Source organism: Kitasatospora sp. NPDC022785 (assembly GCF_055561295.1).
Map to the genome: position 1 here is coordinate 78729 of NZ_JBVHHB010000034.1, position 17733 is coordinate 96461.

Below are 17733 nucleotides of genomic sequence, written 5' to 3' on the forward strand. Positions count from 1 at the left end.
GACCGGGCCGGACCGCGTTCCACGGGCACCGCGGGGCCGCCGGGTCGAACGCCCGGCGGCGGGTCAGCGGCGGCGGAACAGCAGGTCGTGCACCACGTGGCCCTTGGCGATGCCGGCCCGTTCGAACTTGGTGACCGGCCGCCAGTCCGGCCGCGGCGCATAGCCGGGGATGCTGCCGTCCGGGTGGTCCGCGGGCTCCAGCCAGCCGGTGCCGTCACCCTCGGGGTGCAGGTTCTCCAGCTCGGGGGAGGCGGAGAGCACCTCCAGCATCTGCTCGGCGTACGGCTCCCAGTCGGTGGCGCAGTGCACCAGGGCGCCGGGGGCCAGCCGGGGCAGGACCAGCTCCAGGAAGGACGGCTGGACCAGCCGGCGCTTGTGGTGCTTCGGCTTGGGCCACGGGTCGGCGAAGTACACCCGCAGGCCGGCCAGCGAGGCGTCCGGGAGCATGTCGCGGAGCAGGATCACGGCGTCGCCGGCGGCGAGCCGCACGTTCTGCGAGCCGTCACGCTCCAGCATGCCGAGCAGGTTGCCGTGGCCGGGGGTGTGGACGTCGGCGGCGAGGATGCCCCTGGCCGGGTCGGCGGCGGCCATCGCGGCGGTGGTCTCGCCCATGCCGAAGCCGATCTCCAGGGTGACCGGGAGGCCGCCGAAGAGCTCGCGCAGGTCGAGCGGGCTGCCGTCGATCGCGATGCCGTACTTCTCCCAGCCCCGGTCCAGCGCGCCCGCCTGGGCGTTGGTCATCCGGCCCCGGCGCGGCTGGAAGCTGCGGATGCGCCGCTCGCTGTGCTGGGCCTCGGTGGCCCGGTGCGGGTACATCGGCGCGGGGTAGCCGGCCGGCGCGGCGGAGAGCCGGGCGGACGGCGATTGCTGGGGGATCGGGGCGGTGGCAGTCACAATCAACCGAGTCTACGGGGCCGCCGGGTACGGGCCGCAGGGCCTGTGACGCACGTGACGCGGGGGCCGTCGTACCGGCTCACCCGCCGGCCTCCAGCGCGGCCAGCGCCCGGCGGGCCACCTCGCGGCCGATCGGGAGGGAGGCGGTGGCCGCCGGGGAGGGCGCGTTCAGCACGTGCACCAGGCGGCGGGTGGAGCGCGGGTCGTCCGGGTCGAAGCCGGCGAAGGCGAAGTCGTCCAGCAGCGCGCCGTCCCGGGTCACCGCCTGGGCCCGCACTCCGGCGCCGGCCGGTACGAGGTCCTCGGAGGTGACGGCCGGCAGCAGCCGTCGGACGGCGGCGGTGAACGCCCGCTTGGAGAGCGAGCGGTGCAGCTCGCCGAGCTCGTACCGCCAGTGCCGGCGGGCGATGTGCCAGGTGCCGGGGAAGGCCAGCGTGCCGGCCAGGTCGCGCGGGCGGACGGTGCGCCAGTCGTAGCCCTCGCGGGCCAGCGCGGGCACCGCGTTCGGGCCGACGTGCACGTCGCCGTGGATGCCGCGGGTCAGGTGCACGCCGAGGAAGGGGAACGCCGGGTCGGGCACCGGGTAGACCAGGCCGCGCACCAGCTCCCGGCGGTCCTTGGCGAGCTCGTAGTACTCGCCGCGGAACGGCACGATCCGCATGCCGGGGTCGTCGCCGGCCAGCCGGGCGATCCGGTCGCTGTGCAGGCCCGCGCAGTTCACCAGCACCTGGCAGCGCAGCTCTCCGGCGGAGGTCTGCACCGTCACCCCGTCGGCCCGGCGGGCGACCGCCCGCAGCTCGGTGCCGGTCCGCAGCTCCGCCCCGGCCTCGCGGGCCAGCCGGGCGTAGGTGCCGGCCACGGCGGGGAAGTCGCAGATACCGGTGGTGCCGATGTGCAGTCCGGCGATGCCGGTGACCTCCGGCTCGTACCCGGCGATGCCGGCGCGGTCCAGCTCGGTGACCGGGATGCCGTTCTCCCGGCCGCGCTCGGCCAGCGCCCGCAGCCTCGGCAGCTCGGCCGGGTCGGTGGCGACGATCAGCTTGCCGGTGACCTCGTGCGGGATGTCGTGGGTACGGCAGAACCCGACCATCTCGGCGGCACCCGCGACGGCGTAGCGGGCCTTGAGCGAGCCCGGCCGGTAGTAGACGCCGCTGTGGATGACCCCGCTGTTGCGGCCGGTCTGGTGCGCCGCGAAAGCGGTCTCCTTCTCCAGTACCGCCAGCCGCAGCCCGGGCCGCTCCAGGGTCAGCGCGTACGCCGTGGAGAGCCCGACGATCCCCCCGCCCACCACCAGCACGTCGACGTCGTACGCCACCGCTCGCTCCTCGCTCGACCCGGCCCCCGCCCGCCGATGCTGCCACGGCGGGCGGGGCCGGTCGAGGGGGCCTCAGCGGCCCGCCGGCTCCAGCCACGGCCAGGCCGCGTCCCGGCCCGATTCCAGCAGGGGGACCAGCCGGAACGCGGCGTCGCCCAGCCCGCCGAAGGTGTGGCGGTTCGCCGCGCCGCTCGGGCCGTGGCCGGGGGCGTAGCCGGCCAGGTTCCACGTGTAGACGGGCACCTCGGCCGGGACGGCGGCCAGCGGGTCGCCGTTCCAGTGGCCGGGGCCGGTCTGCTCGTCGGTGACGATGACGACCCGGTCGTGGCCGCGGTAGTGGGTGCGGACGGCCTCCGCGGTGGCGGTGCCGCCGAGGTTGCCGAAGCGCTCCAGGACGCGCAGCACCGCCTCGCCCCTGCCCACCTCGACGACCCGGCTGGTGGAGCCGAACTCGACCAGGTCCGCGTCGGCGGCCCGGACCTTCAGGGCGGTTGCGAAGATCGCCGCCGAGTCAGCCCGGTTGAGCTGGGTCTGCGCGCTCGGCCGGTCGAACATCGAGCCCGAGCGGTCGACCAGGACCAGCGTCCGGCCGGGCAGCGAGGGCACGTTGGCGAGCGAGTGGGAGAGCGCGGTCTCCAGCGCGTGCCCCCAGCGCAGCGAGGGCGCGTGCCGGTGGGCGGCGAGGTAGCGGAACGGGAACTGGCGGGAGCGGTGCACCTCGCCCCGGTCGCTGATCCGCCGCGCGACCTCGGCCGCGGTCTCGTCCGAGACCCCGGCCTGGTCGAAGTTGCGCAGGTTGCGCACCAGTGACATCGGGCCCATGGACGGGATGACCGCCTCCCAGACGTCCGCGTCCAGCGGTCCCTGCAGCCAGCCGGCCAGCGCCTCCCAGGTCAGCCCGGCGGCGGCCAGCCGCTCGGCGCCGCCCTCGGCGGTCACCGCTGCCCGCCGCTGCTCGACGGGCAGCGCGAGCAGCTCGCGGTTGGCGGTGAGCAGTGCGTCCGAGGCCGGCGGCACGGCCTCGTCCGGCCGGTGCCGGCGGTCCAGCGCGTAGCGGAACAGCTCGCCCTGCCAGGGCTTGGCCGGGTCGGGCGAGGGGTGGGTCAGCTCCAGCACGTCGCCGAAGCGGTAACCCTTGGCCGCGGTGTCGTACTTGAGCAGCGAGCGGCCGTTGTAGAGCCGCCGGACGGCGTCCGCGACGCCGCGCTTGAGCGGCTTCGGCAGGGCGCGGCCGTAGCGGGACGTCCAATAGGCGAGCAGCTCGCCGGGCTCGTCGGCGCGCTGGAGGGCGGCGTCGACGGCCTGCCGGGAGAATCCGGGTGCCTTGGCGTCCAGCCGGGCGCGGGTGAACTCGGCGGCGCCGACCAGTGCGGCCGTGCGCAGGTGGGCGCCGGACCGCAGCCAGCGCAGCAGGCCGAGGGTCCACTCCGGGTCGGCGACGGCGAGTTCGCGCACCAGTGCGGTGTAACGGTCGTCCCGGGCCCCGCCCTTCTCGTAGAAGGTGTCCTGGCCCACGAGGTTGGCGACCGACAGCAGGAAGAGTTCGGACTTGGTGTCGCGCAGGAATCCCGTGCCGCCGTTGTGGTTGACGGTGCGCCGCCCGGTGGTGGTCACGGGCGAGATCGGACTCGGCTTGGCGGTACGGACGTTGAAACGCGACATGGTGGAATCCCCCTGCTGGCTGGTGGAACGTGCAGGAGGCATGGCGGAGCAGGGGGTGCCCGAGATCGTGCCGGCCCTGCGGCCGGCGTCGGCGGAGGTGTATGCCTTGTGCTCTACCCGGATTGAGCTAGCGGCCGCGCTCGCGCACGTCACGCCCGGGATTCGAACCCGGAACCGCAAGATCCGAAGTAACCCCCGCCTGCGCACCGGGCACCCCCCGGCGCTCTGCCTCCCGAGATCAAAGGTGGCGGCGGTGTTGTGCGGGCTCGAACCGCAGCGTCGTACCGACGCCTCACCAAGAAGTAACCGCTGCCCGCGCACCGGGAGGTGCGGAAAACCTATTCAGGAATGTGGTGTCCGGAGATCGAGGACGGCTGAGGTGACGAAGCTGCTCTACCGACTGAGCTACACCGACCCGAAGTCGGTGACGGGACTCGAACCCGCGACCCGCCCATTAACAGTGGAAGTAACCTCTGCCTGCGCACCCGGACGAGAGAGACCATAGCCAGGCCTCTCCCGCCCGTGCATCCGAATTACCGCGGGGCGCCGCTACGCCGGGGCGACGATCACCGCGCGCGCCCGCTCCGTCAGTTCCCTTACCCGGCGCTCGCCCTGGAACGGTTCGAGGCGGCGGAGCATCTCCACCACGTACTCGCGGCTGCGCTGGGAGGAGATCCGGCCGGCCACCTCGACGGCGCGTTCGCCGGCCGCGACCGCCGCGTCCAGGTTGCCGGCCTCGGCCTCGGCCATCGCGGAGACGACCAGCCGCAGCCCGTGCGAGCGGACGTAGCCCTCGGTGGGCCGGGCCAGCGCCTCCCGGGTGAACTGGCGGACCTTGGAGGGCACTCCGAGGTCGCGGAAGCACTCGGCGGCGTCGGCCGCGAGCCGGTCGTAGGCGTAGAAGTCGATCCACGCCGGATCGGGGTCCCCGGCGCGAGCCCGTTCGAGTGCGCTCTCCGCCGCGCCGAGCGCCGTCGCGCACGCCGCCGCATTGCGGGCCTTGGCCTGGGCCCGTGCCTCGACCAGGTGGAAGAAGCTCATGGTGCGGGCGGTGGCCAGCCCCCGGTTGCGCTCCAGCGCTGCCTGGGCGAGGTCGACCGCCTCCTCGGCGAAGCCCCGGTAGCCGGCCTGCAGGCTCATCGAGGCCAGGACGTAGCCGCCGAGCGGCACGTCGGCGGCGGCCCTGGCCAGCCGCAGCGCCTGGATGTAGTAGCGCTGGGCCGCCTCGTGCTGGCCGGTGTCGAACGCCATCCACCCGGCCAGGCGGGTGAGTTCGGCGGTCGCGCCGAACAGCGCCCGGCCGACCGCGTCGCTGTACGAGGCGAGCAGCAGCGGCGCAGCCTCCACCCGCAGGCACTCCGGGACCATCGAGGAACGCCAGTCCCCGCCGCCGTACTTGGAGTCCCAGCGGCGGGCCTCCTGGGCGGCCTCGCGGAGCTTGGCGGCGTCCGAGTGGCCGACCCGGTACGAGCTCGCGTCGGCGGGCGTGCGCGGCGCCTCGCGGGCCACCGAGCCGTCCGCCGGGGTGATCAGCCAGCGGGAGACGGGTGTCGCGTACGCGGCCACCGAGAAGGTGCCGGCCAGGCTGTCGCTCCAGCGGCCGCCGCCGGGGCCGCGCCGCAGGTCGAGGTCGACCCGCCAGAGGTCGGTGGCCGAGCGGACCGCCTCGGAGACCTCGCGCGGGAAGGCCAGGCCGAGTTCGGGCGCCGGGTCGGTGTCGCCGAGGCCGATCTCCTCCAGCGGCACCGGCCGGCCGAGCTTGCCGCCGATCGCGGTGGCGATCAGGTGCGGGACGGGGCCCTGCGGGACCATGCCCTTGCTGACCCAGCGGGCGACCGAGGTCTTGTCGTAGCGCAGCGTCAGTCCCCGTTGGGCGCCGAGGTCGTTGACCCGACGGGCCAGGCCGGCATTGCTGATCTGCGCGAGGGTCAGGAGCGTGCCGAGCCGTTCGTTCGGTCCTCGTGGGCTGACGGTCATGGTGGCGGCGGCACCTCCTGCGGCCTTGTGCGCGGGGCCCGGGCGGCACCGGGCCGTAGCTGCTGTACCTAGAGTAGTCGGACGCGTTCCGAGGGTTAAGGGGCCGCATTCCGGATGGCGGGATCGCGCACCCGGCCGCGGTCGGGGGTCGGTCCGGCGGGCGCTCCGGCGGGGTCGGTCCGGACCGTCCGGAACCGGCCGCGGGCGGTGGGTCCGGCCGCGCGCCGGAGCGTTGTGCTCCGGTCCCGTGTCGATGTGCGCCCGGCCGTGCCCCCTGGCCCGACCGGCTGGTCGGCGATTCGCTGGTGGTCGTGGGTCGGCCCGCCGTCGAGGACCCGGCGGGCCGGGGGATGCCGCCGTCTCAATCCCCGCGGACGGTGGCGGAGTCCGGGAGGGCATGCGGATGCCCTCCCGGGCCGAACGACGCCTTTCGGCCATCCCGCGATGGCCATGACAAGGCGGCCGTGAGGGCGGTCCGGGCCGTGGAGGGGGAGGCCCGGCCCGCCCGGCGGGAGCCGCGGAGCCGCCCGGCAGTGCGGCCGGAGCCGCCCGGCCCCGCGGCGAGGTGCGGCCCGGTGACGGAGCCCGGTGCCGCCCGGCGACGCGAAATCGGAAACGCCAACTCCGGTCACGCGACCGCGAACCGGTGGCACGATGTCTCCTGACGGCGCGCCGGATCCGCGGTGGGCGGCCGCCGCGGCGCGCCACGGGCTGGCAGAGGGCGGCCCGGCGGCGGACGCGCCGCACGGCGGCAGGTCCTCGTCCGGTGGAGGCGCGATGCGGTGGCTGACGGGCTGGAGCACGGGCTCACCCCGGGCGGGCGCCCCGGCGCACGAGGCGCCCGGCGCGGTGGAACCGATTGCCGCGCGCCCCCTCTGGACCGGCCCCAATCCGCTCTGGGCGGTCGGCGACTGGCGGCCCGGGGAGATCCGCCTCGCCACCCTCCGCCCCGGCGCCCGCGCCACGGTCACCACCGGCCCGGCCGGCCCCGACCCCGCCGAGGACACCCCCGCCACCACCCGGCTCGCCGTTCTCGGCCACTGTGGCGCGTCCGACGCCGAACTCGCCGCCGGCCTCGCCGCCGCCCGCGGCGGCGCCGTCCGCCACCTCACCGCCTGGCCCGGCAGCTACACCGTCGTACTGCGCACCGGCACCCGCTCCACCGTGCTGCTCACCGACCTCGCCGGCGCCCAGCCCGTCTTCCACACCCCCTGGGCCGGGGGCACCGCGTACGCCACCGCCGCCCTCCCGCTGGCCGACCTGGTCGGCGCACCCCTCGACACCGGCCACCTCGCCGCCCGGCTCGCCTGCCCCGAGTCCCCGGAGGCGCTCGGCACGGGCACCCCGTACCTCGGCGTGCGGCAGGTGCCGCCGGGCTACGCGCTGGCCATCCGGGGCGGCCGTCCCTACCTCTCGGCGTACGACGAACCCGCCGGCGCGGCGCAGCAGCGCGGCGAGGCGCCGGCCGTCCGCGAACTCACCCGCGCCCTGCTGGAGTCGGTCCGCTCCCGGGTCCGCACCCCCGCGCCCGGCCCCGGGGCCGGTGGCCGGGCCCGGTTGGGCGTCGACCTCTCGTACGGGACGGCCTCCGCCACCGTCGCCCTGCTCGCGGCCGCCGTTCCGCTCGCCCCGGTGCCGGGTGCGGGTATCCCGGCCCACGGGGCGCCGCCGGTCCGGGGGACGCAGAGCGGTGAGGGTGCCCGGAGCGGGGCCGTGAAGGGTTCCTGGGCCCGCCCGGCCGCCCGGCCGCCGTCCGCCCCGGAGCAGCTGGCCGCCGTGACCCTCGGCGAGACCGGGACGCCGGCCACCCTCGCGCTCGCCCCGGACCTGCCCCGGCTGCGGCACACCGTGCTCGCCCCCGGCCCCGGCACCCTCCCCTACGCGGACCTGCGGGCCGAGCCGCAGGCCGGCCGGCTCACCGACGAGCCGGGTGCCGAACTGGTCGCCGCCGCCCGGGCCGAGGCCCGCTTCGACGCCGGCGGCACCGACCACCTCACCGGGTACGGCGCCCGCCAGGTGCTCGACGGGCACCCGGCCCGGCTCGCCGACCTGGTCCGGGCCGGCCGCCCGCGCGAACTGCTGCCCCCGGTGGCCGCGCTGGCCGGCGCCGACCGCGCCGCCGTCGGCGTCCTGGCCGGTGCGCTGCGGACCCCGCTCACCGTGGTCCGGGCCGCCCACCGGCTCTCCCGGATCCGCTACGCCGAGGCGCTCGACGACGCCGCGGTGAAGCTGACGCTCCGGCACGTCCCGGACGGGGGCGGGACGGCCGGCGCGCGTTCGGCCGACGACCTGGCCTGGTGCGTCCCCGGTCCGGCGGCCCGCTGGCTCTCCGACGAGGCGCTCTCTGCGGTCGCCCTGCGGCTGCGGCTGGCGGCGCGCGAACCAGCGCCCGCCGAACTGCCCGGCGCACGCCGGGCCCGGCACGCCCTGCACAGGCATGCGCGCGGGTTCCGCACGCTGGTGCACGTCGCCGAGCAGCCCGGCCAACGGCTGCACGCGCCGTTCCTGGACAACCAGGTGGTCCGCGCGGCCCGTCTGCTGCCCGACGACGTCCGGCTCCAGCCCGGTGCCCGGCCTGCCCTGCTGCATGCCGTCCTCACCGGCGCCGGCCGCACCGACCTGCCGCCCGACTGGGGCCGCGGCCCCCGCCCCGACCGCACCGCCGCCGCCCGGGCCGGCCTGCGGCTGGCCGCCGACGGCCTCGCCGAACTGTTCGACGCCCCGCTGCTCGCCGAGGCGGGCCTGATCGACCTCCCCGCCGTCCGCGCCGGGCTGGCCCGCTCCGCCGACCCGGCCACCCCGCTGCCGCCCGGCACCCTGGCGGGCCTCGCCGAACTGGTCGCCACCGAGCTCTGGCTCCGCCGCGTCCGCGCCCGCCGCCACGGTGCCTGCTGGACCGGCCTCCCCCTCGCCCAGCGCCCCGCGCTCGCACCGGCCCGCCTCGCCTGACCCGCCTCGCCTGACCCGCAGGAGCACGGCGGGGCGAGGGGCCCGTTGTGAAGGCCCGGCGCGGCTCGCCCGTCCGGATGGGCGGGGCGGGCAATCATGGCGCCATCCCGTCCCGTCCGTCCCCCAACCGTGGAGGCCGTGGTGACCAGCGCCAGCCCGGATCCGTCCGTTCCCGTCGTCCTGTCGGTGCTCGGCCGGCCGCCGACGGGCCGCCCGCCCGGGGTGCTGGCGGCGTGCGACGGTTCGGACGGCTCGCTCTGGGCGCTGGACCGGGCGATGACCGAGGCGGAGCGGTTCGACCTGCCGCTCTACGTGCTCGCGGTGGTCAACCCGGCGCCGGCCGGGTACCCGCCGGGGATGGCCGAGCTGGTGCAGGAGAGCGTCGAGACGCTGGTCGAGAGCATGGCGGACGGCCTGCGCCGCGCGGTGGCCGCGGTGCAGCGGGCCCGGATCCGCCGGTACGAGGGGGAGCTGTCGCTGCACGTGGTGCTCGGCAACGTGATCGAGGTGCTGCTCGCCGCCTCGGGCCGGCAGCACACGCTGGTGCTCGGCACCCGCGGCAACGGCGGCTACGCCCGGCTGCTGTTGGGCTCGGTCAGTTCGGCGGCGGTCCACCACGCGGTCTGCCCGGTCCTGGTCGTCCCCGCACCGCCGAACCCGTGATCCGCCGCGGTGGGCCGGGCCTGCCGGGAATGTCCCGAGATGGTTCATCGTTCACCTATCTCGGAACCCATCCTCCCCACCCCTGGAGAACGCCCGTCATGAAGGTCGAGATCTACTCCGACATCGCCTGCCCCTGGTGCTACATCGGCAAGCGCCGCTTCGAGGAGGCGCTCGACGGCTTCGCGGGCAAGGAGAACGTCGAGGTGGTCTACCGGCCGTACCAGCTGGTGCCGGACGCGCCGGCCACGGCGAGCCCGCACCGCGCCTGGCTGGCCGAGCGCTACGGCCCGCAGTCCGTCGCGATGGACGCGCGGGTGGCCGAGCTGGGCCGCGCCGAGGGCATCACCTACGACTTCGACACGGCGCTGCACGCCAACACCTTCCTCGGCCACCGGCTGCTCCACCTCGCCGAGACCGAGTACGGCGCGGCCGTCCAGGGCCGGCTGAAGGAGGCGCTGCTCAAGGCGCACTTCACCGACGGCGTGGACGTCGGCGACCGCGCGGCGCTGACCGAGGTCTCCGTCGCGGCCGGCCTGGACCGCGACCGGGTGGCGGCCTACCTCGCGGGCGACGAGGGCACCGCCGAGGTCCGCGCCCAGCTGGCGGAGGCCCGTGAGCTGGGCATCACCGCCGTGCCGACCTTCGTCTTCGAGGGCAAGTGGGCGGTCCAGGGCGGCCAGGAGGCCGAGACCTTCCGCAAGGTGCTGGAGCAGGTCGCCACCGAGATCGGCGAGCGCCGCCCGGTGCCGGTGCAGGTCGCCCCGGCCGGGGAGGCCTGCGCGGACGGCGCCTGCGCGATCTGACCCGCCCGCTGCCCGCGGAGAGGCACCGGCTGTCCGGCCACGGAGAGCGCCGGCTGTCCACGGAGAGCACCGGCTGTCCGGAGGACCACCACGAGCACGCCCCCCCCCGAGGCCCGCTTCACCGCGTCAGACGCACCTGAAGCGGGCCTCGGCCCAGTCCGCCGCGTTCAGTGCCGACCAGAAGCCGTGCGCCGGGGTGACGACCAGCCGGATCGACTTCTGCCCGTCCAGCGGCACGTGCACCGGCACCGCGTCGTCCCCCGTGGCCAGGACCGGTGACCGCCAGAGCGTGCGGCCGTCACCGCCCTGCACGGAGAAGACCACGCCGCCGGGCGAGGCGGTGACGTCGTCCACCCCGGCCAGCGCGTCGAAGGACGTGCAGCCGCGGTTGAGGTCGATCTGCGTGCTGGCGGGCGCGTGCACGGTGATGCCGTGCGCGTGCCGGGTGCCGCCGATCGAGACGCTGTCGCGCTGCCAGAACCAGTCGCTGCCCTTCTGCCGGATGCTCGGGCCCGGCGGCGGCACCCGGTTGTTGCCGGGCTTGCGCACCGGCAGGTCGTCGGCCCAGAAGTCGGTCGGGGCCGGCGGCGTCGGTGTCGGTGTCGGTGTCGGCGGTTTCGGTGTCGGCACCGGCGGGAGCGTGGGGGTGGGCACCACAGGCACGTCCGGCGTGGGCACCGGCGGCACGACCGGCGTCGGCACCTCCGGCACGGGGGGCTTCGGCGGCAGGGGCTTCGGCGTCGTCGTGGCGAGTGCGGGCGTCGGCGTCGGGGACGCCGGGCGCGGGCTCGGCGCGGGTGGCGGCGGCACGGCCTTGGGCGCCGGGCGCGGCGGGGCCTTCGGCGCCGGCGTGGCGGACGGACTCGGCGCGGGCTCCTCCGCCGCCGGCGGCGGAGGAGCGGGGCTGCTCGGGGCCTGGCGCGGTGGCGCCGGCGGGGCCGGTGGCGGCGCGGGCACGGCGGGGGAGGAGGCCGGGGGAGCGGCCAGCGGGGGCTTCGGCTCGGGCGCGCCGGTCAGTGCGTACGCGGCGACGGCGGCCGCGGCCACCGCGACGGCGGCGGCGATCCCGGCCTTCGCCGCGGCGCCCAGGCCCTGGCCGACCGCCGCACCGGTGGCCCCGCTGCCGGACCCCGCCGCACCACCGGCGGCACCGCCCGCCGTCGCGCCCGCCGTCGCGCCGCCCGTCGCACCTCCCGAGGCCGCCGACGTGGCCGCCGCCGATCCGGCCGCCGCACCGCTGACCGCCGCCGCCCCGCCCACGGCGGCCGCGGCGGCGCTGAAGCCACCCAGGCCGACCCAGACCAGCACGCCGCCGGGCAGCAGCGCCCGCAGACCGTGGTTGATCTCGGACAGCTCCAGGCAGGCGGCCGTGCACCGGTCGCACTCCTTCAGATGCCGGCCGACCTCGGCCGACGCCCGCTTGCGCAGCGAACCGCGCGCGTACGCGCCGAGCCGGTTGGCGTACGCCTGGCAGGCCCGGTCCTGGCTGCCCGAGACGTGCGCCTGGAGGAACCCCGCGGCCAGCCGGTCGCGCGCCCGGTGCGCCTGGACGGCGGTGGCGTTGGCGGTCTTGCCGAGCATCACCGCGACGGTCTTCGGGGACTCCCGCTCGACCTCGGTGTGCCAGAGCACCATCCGGTCGTCCTCGGGCAGTTCGGCGTAGGCCTGCATCACCATGCGCTGGTCGGCCATCGCCATCGCCCAGGCGTCGGCCCCCGGGTCGGCCAGGTCGAGGTCGAGGGTGGCGACCGAGGTCTGCGCGAACGCGCTGAAGTCGTCGACGAGTTGTTCGCGGCGCTCGCTGCGGGTCCAGGCGGCGGCGACGTTGCGCACCGCGGTCAGCAGGTAGGCGCGGACGGCGAACTCAGGGCCCTTGCCCGCCTTCAGCGCCTGAAGGGTGCGGGCGAACACCTCGCCGGCGAGGTCCTCGGCGGTGAAGCTGTCACGGCAGCAGGTCCGCGCGTAGCGGCGCACCGAGTCGGCGTGCCGGCGGTAGATCTCCTCGTACGCGGCGTCGTCGCCGGCCCGGACGAGGGCGGTCAACTCGGCGTCGGAGGGCGGGCGCTCGCCGTCCACCGGGTCGGCGGGCGCGGGCACGGTCGGGCGGGCGGGGACGCCGTCCCCGACGAAGGCCTCGGGGGCGACGCCGCCCCGGCCGGCCGTGGCCTGGCCGGGGACGCGGGTGGGTGGGAGCGCGGCGGCGGAGGCGGAGAGCGATTCGCGGCTGGGCATGCCGGCCTGGTCCGGCACCTGTCCCGGGTTCCCGGGATTGCCCGGGGTCCCCTGCTGTCCGGACCGCTGATGTCCGGACGGTGACGGCCCTGACCGTCCGGGCAGGGCGCCGGGCGTGTGCCCCGGCGCGTGACCGGGCGAACCGGCGCTCGGACCGTCAGCCGCGCCCTGCGGCCCGCCCGTGCCCGATCGGCCGAAGTCGAGGCCGTAGCCGTAGTCGTTCTGTTCCTCGGCGCTCACAACGGACCCCAGATTCCACGACAGCCCCCGCAGTGTGGCAGGGCGCGCGGGAGTACGTGGGCGCACGATTTCCCGTCGTACGGCGCCGAGTGCGCGCGAACGGCGCGCATCGGGACATTGGCTCCAACCACGGGCAAAGGATGGCATAGCGCAGAGTTGGGCGGTAGCCGGACCGCCGTGACCCACTCTTCCGAGGGGCCGTCGCGGATGTGTTCGGCCCGCGCCCTGCGTCCGGGAGCACGGCGGCCGAACGGGGCGAGCCCCGTTCGCGCGCGCCGCTCCGACGTCCAACCCGCCTGCCCGAAACGGACGGAGGCCCCCGGTGGCCGGAGCTCAGCGCGCCCGCAGGCCGTCCAGCAGGATCTGCAGCAGCCGGTCGGCCGGGCCCACCGCGGGCTGACCGTCCGTCTGCCGACCACTCGTCACCGGTGAACCGCCCGCCGGGGCCGCCGCCGACGCGTGCGCGGGCTGCTCCCCCGCGACCGCGCGCGTGGCGTGCACCGGCACCGAGGCGGTCAGCACCAGCACCACGTCCGCCACCGTCACCCCGGGGCGCAGCTCGCCCGCCGCACCCGCCCGGGCCACCAGCGCGGCCAGCAGCTGCAGCAGCAGCCGCGGGTCCGCATCGGCCGGCGCCGGCTCCCCAGCGTCCTGCTGCGCCACGGCGCCGGCCGGTCCGGTGCCGTGCGCCCGGGTGCCGTGTGGCTCGAACCGGCCCCCGAGGAGCCCGCCCGCCCCCGCCGGATCGCCGGAACGCTGCCCCGGCACCCGGCCCAGCTCCTCCGCGTACCTGAAGGCCTCCGGCGGCAGCAGCCGCCCGGCACCCGTGGACACCGCCCGCGCCAGGTACCCGGCCAGCGACTCCCAGGCGCCCCCGCCGCCGTACAGCGACTCGCGCGCCTGCGTGGTCAGCCAGGCCACCTCCTCGGCGGCGATCCGCTGGACCAGCACCTCCTTGCTCGGGAAGCGCCGGTACACCGTGCCGACCCCGACCCCGGCCCGGCGCGCGACCTCCTCCATCGGCGCGTCGTAGCCGAACTCGCCGAACACCTGGCGGGCCGCACGCAGCACGCTCTCCAGGTTCCGCCGGGCGTCCACCCGCAGCCTGGCCCCGGGCGCCGGACCGCCACCGCCCTGCGGCGGCTCGGCCCGGTACGGCACCCCGGCGTACGCCGTCCCGGCCTGCGCCGTCCCGGCCTGCACCGGAAGGTCCGCGGGGCCGCGCTGCTCCGGCACCACACCCTGGACGGCACGCGGTGCATCCCGCCCCAACAGTCGATCCTGCTCCATCATCCCAACTCTCCCCCGCAGGCGCCCGATCCCGGGCCCTGTCGTCGCCCGCCCCTGCACCCCCCGGTGCAGCTCCGTCCGTTGTCAGAAATGACCCGATGACCCATCGCTCGTGCCGGTTGTGCCGCTCGCCCTGCCCAGGTGGTGCCCGACCACGATCGCCGGACCGCACATGTCCGACCGCATACGCATGAACGCCACACGTTTGAGGCCTCGTGCGGGACTACCCTTCCCCGGATCACGCTCCCGCAGTCGGGTTGCTCCCGCCAACGCTGGAACTGGCCGTAATGGCAGCTCCACGGTGCGTCGCCGCCGGTTGACATGGCGATGGCCGCTCCGACACGCAATCCGACCATAGTTCACCGCCGTTGAAAGCCGAAAGTGCGTCAGAAACTCGCCCCGGCAGCACATCCGGCCCCACCTGTCCACTCCCGCCCCAACTGCCTCGGCACGGACTGTGGACAAGAGGGCCCCCGACGGTCCTTCATGGAGGGCGTGGTGGGGGGTGCCCCGGCCGACGGGGCCGGGGGAAGGGTCACTTCGGCCGGAGGTGCGCTATCAGGATCCTGATCGTCGGGGGCGGCTGCGCCGGGATGTCCGCCGCGCTGCACCTCCAGCGCGGCCTGCGCGATCGGCTCCGCCGCGGCGACGTGGAGATCACCGTGGTCGAACCGCAGTCCTACCTGACCTACCACCCGCTGCTCGCCGAGGTCGCGGCCGGCTCGATCGACCCCCGCCACGTGGTCGTCCCGCTGCGCCGCGCGCTGCCGGACTGCCGCGTCCTCACCGCCCGGATCACCCGGATCGAGCACGCCACCCGCCGGGCCTGGGCCGACGCCGCCGGCCAGGGCGAACCGCCCGCCCCCGTCGAGCTGGACTACGACGTCCTGGTGGCGGCCCCGGGCTCGGTCTCCCGGACGGCACCCGTCCCCGGCCTGGCCGAACACGGCCTCGGCTTCTCCACCGTCGGCGAGGCGGTGAGCCTGCGCAACCACGTCCTGGAACAGCTCGACCTCGCCTCCGCCACCCGTGACCCGGCCCTGCGCCAGGCCGCGCTCACCTTCGTCTTCGTCGGCGCGGGCTACGCGGGCGTCGGCGCGCTCGCCGAGCTGGAGGACATGGCCCGGTACGCGGTCCGCGACTACCACAACATCAGCCCCGAGGACCTGCGCTGGGTGCTGGTCGAGGCCTCCGGCCGGATCCTCGCCGAGGAGTCCCCCGAGCTGGCTGCGCACACCCTGGCCCAACTGCGCGAGCGAAGCGTCGACGTCCGGCTGCACACCACCCTGGAGTCGGCCGCCGGGCGGGTCATGGCGCTCTCCGACGGCAGCCGCTTCGCCGCCCGCACGCTGGTCTGGACGGCCGGGGTGCGCCCGTCCCCACTGCTGCGCGACACCGACCTTCCGCTGGACACCTCCGGCCGGATCCGCTGCCTGGCCACCCTGCAGGCCGTCGGCCCGGACGGCCGGGCGCTGCCCGGGGTCTGGGCCGCCGGGGACGGCGCCGCCGTACCTGACCCGCACGCCGACGGGGCGCCCTGCGCGCCCAACGCCCAGCACGCCTTCGCGCAGGCCGAGCTGCTCGCCGCCAACGTGCTCGTCGCGCTGGAGGGCGGCCCCCGGGCGGCGGGCATCGCCGAGTACCGGCCGGACCGCGCGGCCTGCTCGACCTCGCTCGGCCTGCGCCGGGCCGTCGCGCACACGCGGCGCGGCGGCCGGCTGACCGGCCGGCGGGCCTGGTGGCTGCACCGGGCCCGGCACCTGCGCCGGATGCCGAGCACCGACCGGAGGGTGCGGGTCCTGATGGACTGGCTGCTGGGCGGGGTGTTCTCCCGCGAGGTGGTCTCGCTGGGGGCGGTCGAGCACCCCCGCTCGGAGTTCGAGGCGGGGTTCGGTCCGGGCTCCGGGCCCGGCTCCGGGCCGAGGTCCGGGCCCGGCTGTGACTGACATGACGGCCGCGCCGTGCGCGCGCGACTTCCGGAATCGGGCCTCCGCCTGACAGGATCTGCCCAACCGAGTCATTACCCCGTGTGCCAGTGCGCATACAAAAAGTGATGATATGCCTGGAAACCGAGGAAGCGGCCGTCGTTTGAATCTCATGCGCTGGAGCGCCCGGCTCACCGGAGTCCCTTGGCGTGCCGCCCCGTCCACGGGGACCGGCACCGACCAGGGCGCGCCGTCCGGCGACGTCGTGGTCCCCAGCCCACGCGACCCCACCAGCCTCGTCAGCCCGACCGAGGTGCTCGACCCTCAGCGGCCCCAGGACCTCCGCGAGGTGCTGAACCGCATTCCCGCCCCGGTCGCCGTCACCTACGGCCCGCTGCACCAGCTCGGCTACGCCAACCGCGCCTACCGCGAACTCTTCGGCGACCGCCCCACCGGTCTGCCCGCCTGCGACGCCCTGCCCGAACTCGGCACCATGGGCGTCCTGCCACTGATGGACCAGGTCATCCGCGGCGGCCGGCCGCGCAGCGTCAAGGCCCGCTGCATCCTCGGCCTCACCGGCAACCGCTACTACAACGTCTCCTGCGTCCCGCTCAGCCGCCAGGAACACCGCACGGACCCGGGCGACACCGACGAGCCCAAGGAGACGCCGCCCGCCGGCGTCCTCATCTTCGCCGCCGAGGTCACGGACCAGGTCCTCGCCGCCGCCCGCCTCCGGGAGGCCGAACGCCGGCAGCGCGAGGCCGCCGTCACCCTCCAGCGCAGCCTGCTCCCGCAGAAGCTCGACCAGCCGGCGGACCTCCGGGTCGCCGCCACCTACCAGCCGGGTGGCGCCGAGGCCGCGGTCGGCGGCGACTGGTACGACGTCATCGCCATCGACGGCGGCCGGACGGCACTGGTCATCGGCGACGTGATGGGCCGCGGACTGCGCGCCGCCGCCGTCATGGGGCAGCTCAGGACGGCCGTCCGCGCCTATGCCCGCCTCGACCTCCCCCCGCACGAGGTGATGAGCCTGCTCGACGGCCTCGCCATGGAGATCGACGCCAACCAGATCGCCACCTGCGCCTACGCCGTCTGGGATCCCCGGCGCCGCACCCTCACCTACGCCTCCGCGGGCCATCTCCCCATGCTGTTGCGCTGCCCCGACGGCACCGTCCTGCGCGGAGAGGAACAGAACGGCCCGCCGCTCGGCACCGGCGGCGGCGTCCACGTCTCGCACACGCTGCGCCTGCTTCCCGGCACCACCGGCGTCCTCTATACGGACGGCCTCGTGGAGCGCCGGGACGAGGACATCGACCAGGGCCTCGACCTCCTGGCCCGCACCCTCACCGGCGCGGTCGGCGCTCCCGAGGTCATCTGCGCCAGGCTGCTCCGGGCGATGGGCGTGACCGCGGAGCACGACGACGACGTCGCCGTGCTCGCCTTCCAACTGCCGGCCGAGGAGAACCCTCCGGAGCCGAAGCCCCGGCTGGAGCTGCAGGAAGGGCTACGGACCGGGGTTGACCCGGACCCGCAAGAGGTCTAGTGTTCTTCGAGCTGCCTGGCAGGGAGCACCGGACACGCATCGGCGCGGACGGTCCCGGGGCAGCCAATCCCTAGAAACACACTTCCCGGTTCGGGCTGGGTCGCGTATTGCCTTTTTCGGCGACGCGGCTCGGGTCTTATTCGGCGTGCCCGTTTATATGGATTGCGGCCGGATTCGCCTTTCGAGGCGGGGATGGGCTAGAGTTTGAAACGTCGGACGGGGCGTCAAGCCGCAGAAGAC

10 protein-coding genes and 1 pseudogene are annotated in these 17733 nt (G+C 76.0%); 5 read left to right on the forward strand and 6 right to left on the reverse strand.

Going from position 1 to position 17733, the window contains the following annotated elements; translation table 11 throughout:
* Window positions 1–63: 63 nt before the first annotated feature.
* The 4 genes from trmB to ACZ3YO_RS35850 form a co-directional block, all read right to left on the reverse strand.
* Entirely contained in the window at window positions 64–894 is an 831-nt protein-coding gene (gene trmB, locus ACZ3YO_RS35835) for a tRNA (guanosine(46)-N7)-methyltransferase TrmB (protein WP_465546941.1), read from the reverse strand.
* A gap of 79 nt (window positions 895–973) precedes the next feature.
* Window positions 974–2209 carry an L-2-hydroxyglutarate oxidase gene (lhgO, locus tag ACZ3YO_RS35840; protein ID WP_465577916.1) on the reverse strand — a complete coding sequence of 412 codons (1236 nt, stop codon included), beginning with the start codon at window positions 2207–2209 and terminating at the stop codon, window positions 974–976.
* A gap of 72 nt (window positions 2210–2281) precedes the next feature.
* Window positions 2282–3871 carry a TROVE domain-containing protein gene (locus ACZ3YO_RS35845; RefSeq protein WP_465577918.1) on the reverse strand — a complete coding sequence of 530 codons (1590 nt, stop codon included), beginning with the start codon at window positions 3869–3871 and terminating at the stop codon, window positions 2282–2284.
* A gap of 549 nt (window positions 3872–4420) precedes the next feature.
* Window positions 4421–5848 (reverse strand): MFS transporter, encoded by a 1428-nt coding sequence (locus ACZ3YO_RS35850; RefSeq protein ID WP_396325507.1) that lies wholly within the window; start codon window positions 5846–5848, stop codon window positions 4421–4423.
* A 777-nt stretch (window positions 5849–6625) separates the two neighbouring features.
* On the opposite strand from ACZ3YO_RS35850, the gene ACZ3YO_RS35855 reads away from it, so the two are divergent.
* The 3 genes from ACZ3YO_RS35855 (at window position 6626) to ACZ3YO_RS35865 (ending at window position 10263) form a co-directional block, all read left to right on the forward strand.
* Window positions 6626–8797: an asparagine synthase-related protein gene (locus ACZ3YO_RS35855; protein WP_465577920.1), complete on the forward strand. Its 2172-nt coding sequence runs from the start codon at window positions 6626–6628 to the stop codon at window positions 8795–8797.
* A gap of 141 nt (window positions 8798–8938) precedes the next feature.
* Window positions 8939–9460: a universal stress protein gene (locus ACZ3YO_RS35860; protein ID WP_396325505.1), complete on the forward strand. Its 522-nt coding sequence runs from the start codon at window positions 8939–8941 to the stop codon at window positions 9458–9460.
* A 98-nt stretch (window positions 9461–9558) separates the two neighbouring features.
* Window positions 9559–10263 (forward strand): DsbA family oxidoreductase, encoded by a 705-nt coding sequence (locus ACZ3YO_RS35865; protein ID WP_465577922.1) that lies wholly within the window; start codon window positions 9559–9561, stop codon window positions 10261–10263.
* 126 nt (window positions 10264–10389) lie between these two features.
* Here ACZ3YO_RS35865 and ACZ3YO_RS35870 read toward each other — a convergent pair whose 3' ends face one another.
* Window positions 10390–12495, reverse strand: a complete 2106-nt coding sequence (locus ACZ3YO_RS35870) for a sigma-70 family RNA polymerase sigma factor (RefSeq protein WP_465577924.1) — start codon at window positions 12493–12495, stop codon at window positions 10390–10392.
* 573 nt (window positions 12496–13068) lie between these two features.
* Complete coding sequence (locus ACZ3YO_RS35875) at window positions 13069–14028, reverse strand: helix-turn-helix domain-containing protein (RefSeq protein WP_465577926.1); 960 nt, start codon at window positions 14026–14028, stop codon at window positions 13069–13071.
* Between the two features lie 554 nt (window positions 14029–14582).
* Here ACZ3YO_RS35875 and ACZ3YO_RS35880 point away from each other — a divergent pair.
* Together ACZ3YO_RS35880 and ACZ3YO_RS35885 are read left to right on the forward strand one after the other, a co-directional pair.
* Window positions 14583–15971 carry an NAD(P)/FAD-dependent oxidoreductase gene (locus ACZ3YO_RS35880; RefSeq protein ID WP_465577936.1) on the forward strand — a complete coding sequence of 463 codons (1389 nt, stop codon included), beginning with the start codon at window positions 14583–14585 and terminating at the stop codon, window positions 15969–15971.
* A 142-nt stretch (window positions 15972–16113) separates the two neighbouring features.
* A pseudogene (locus ACZ3YO_RS35885) lies at window positions 16114–17406 on the forward strand (PP2C family protein-serine/threonine phosphatase); the annotation flags it as partial.
* Window positions 17407–17733: the final 327 nt, after the last annotated feature.

What these genes read in the sequence shown, in the direction of transcription:
- ACZ3YO_RS35845 (WP_465577918.1), bottom strand. Translation starts at nt 3,871, where the DNA reads ATGTCGCGTTTCAACGTCCGTACCGCCAAGCCGAGTCCGATCTCGCCC.
- ACZ3YO_RS35850 (WP_396325507.1), bottom strand. Translation starts at nt 5,848, where the DNA reads ATGACCGTCAGCCCACGAGGACCGAACGAACGGCTCGGCACGCTCCTG.
- ACZ3YO_RS35855 (WP_465577920.1), top strand. Translation starts at nt 6,626, where the DNA reads ATGCGGTGGCTGACGGGCTGGAGCACGGGCTCACCCCGGGCGGGCGCC.
- ACZ3YO_RS35865 (WP_465577922.1), top strand. Translation starts at nt 9,559, where the DNA reads ATGAAGGTCGAGATCTACTCCGACATCGCCTGCCCCTGGTGCTACATC.
- ACZ3YO_RS35870 (WP_465577924.1), bottom strand. Translation starts at nt 12,495, where the DNA reads ATGCCCAGCCGCGAATCGCTCTCCGCCTCCGCCGCCGCGCTCCCACCC.
- ACZ3YO_RS35875 (WP_465577926.1), bottom strand. Translation starts at nt 14,028, where the DNA reads ATGATGGAGCAGGATCGACTGTTGGGGCGGGATGCACCGCGTGCCGTC.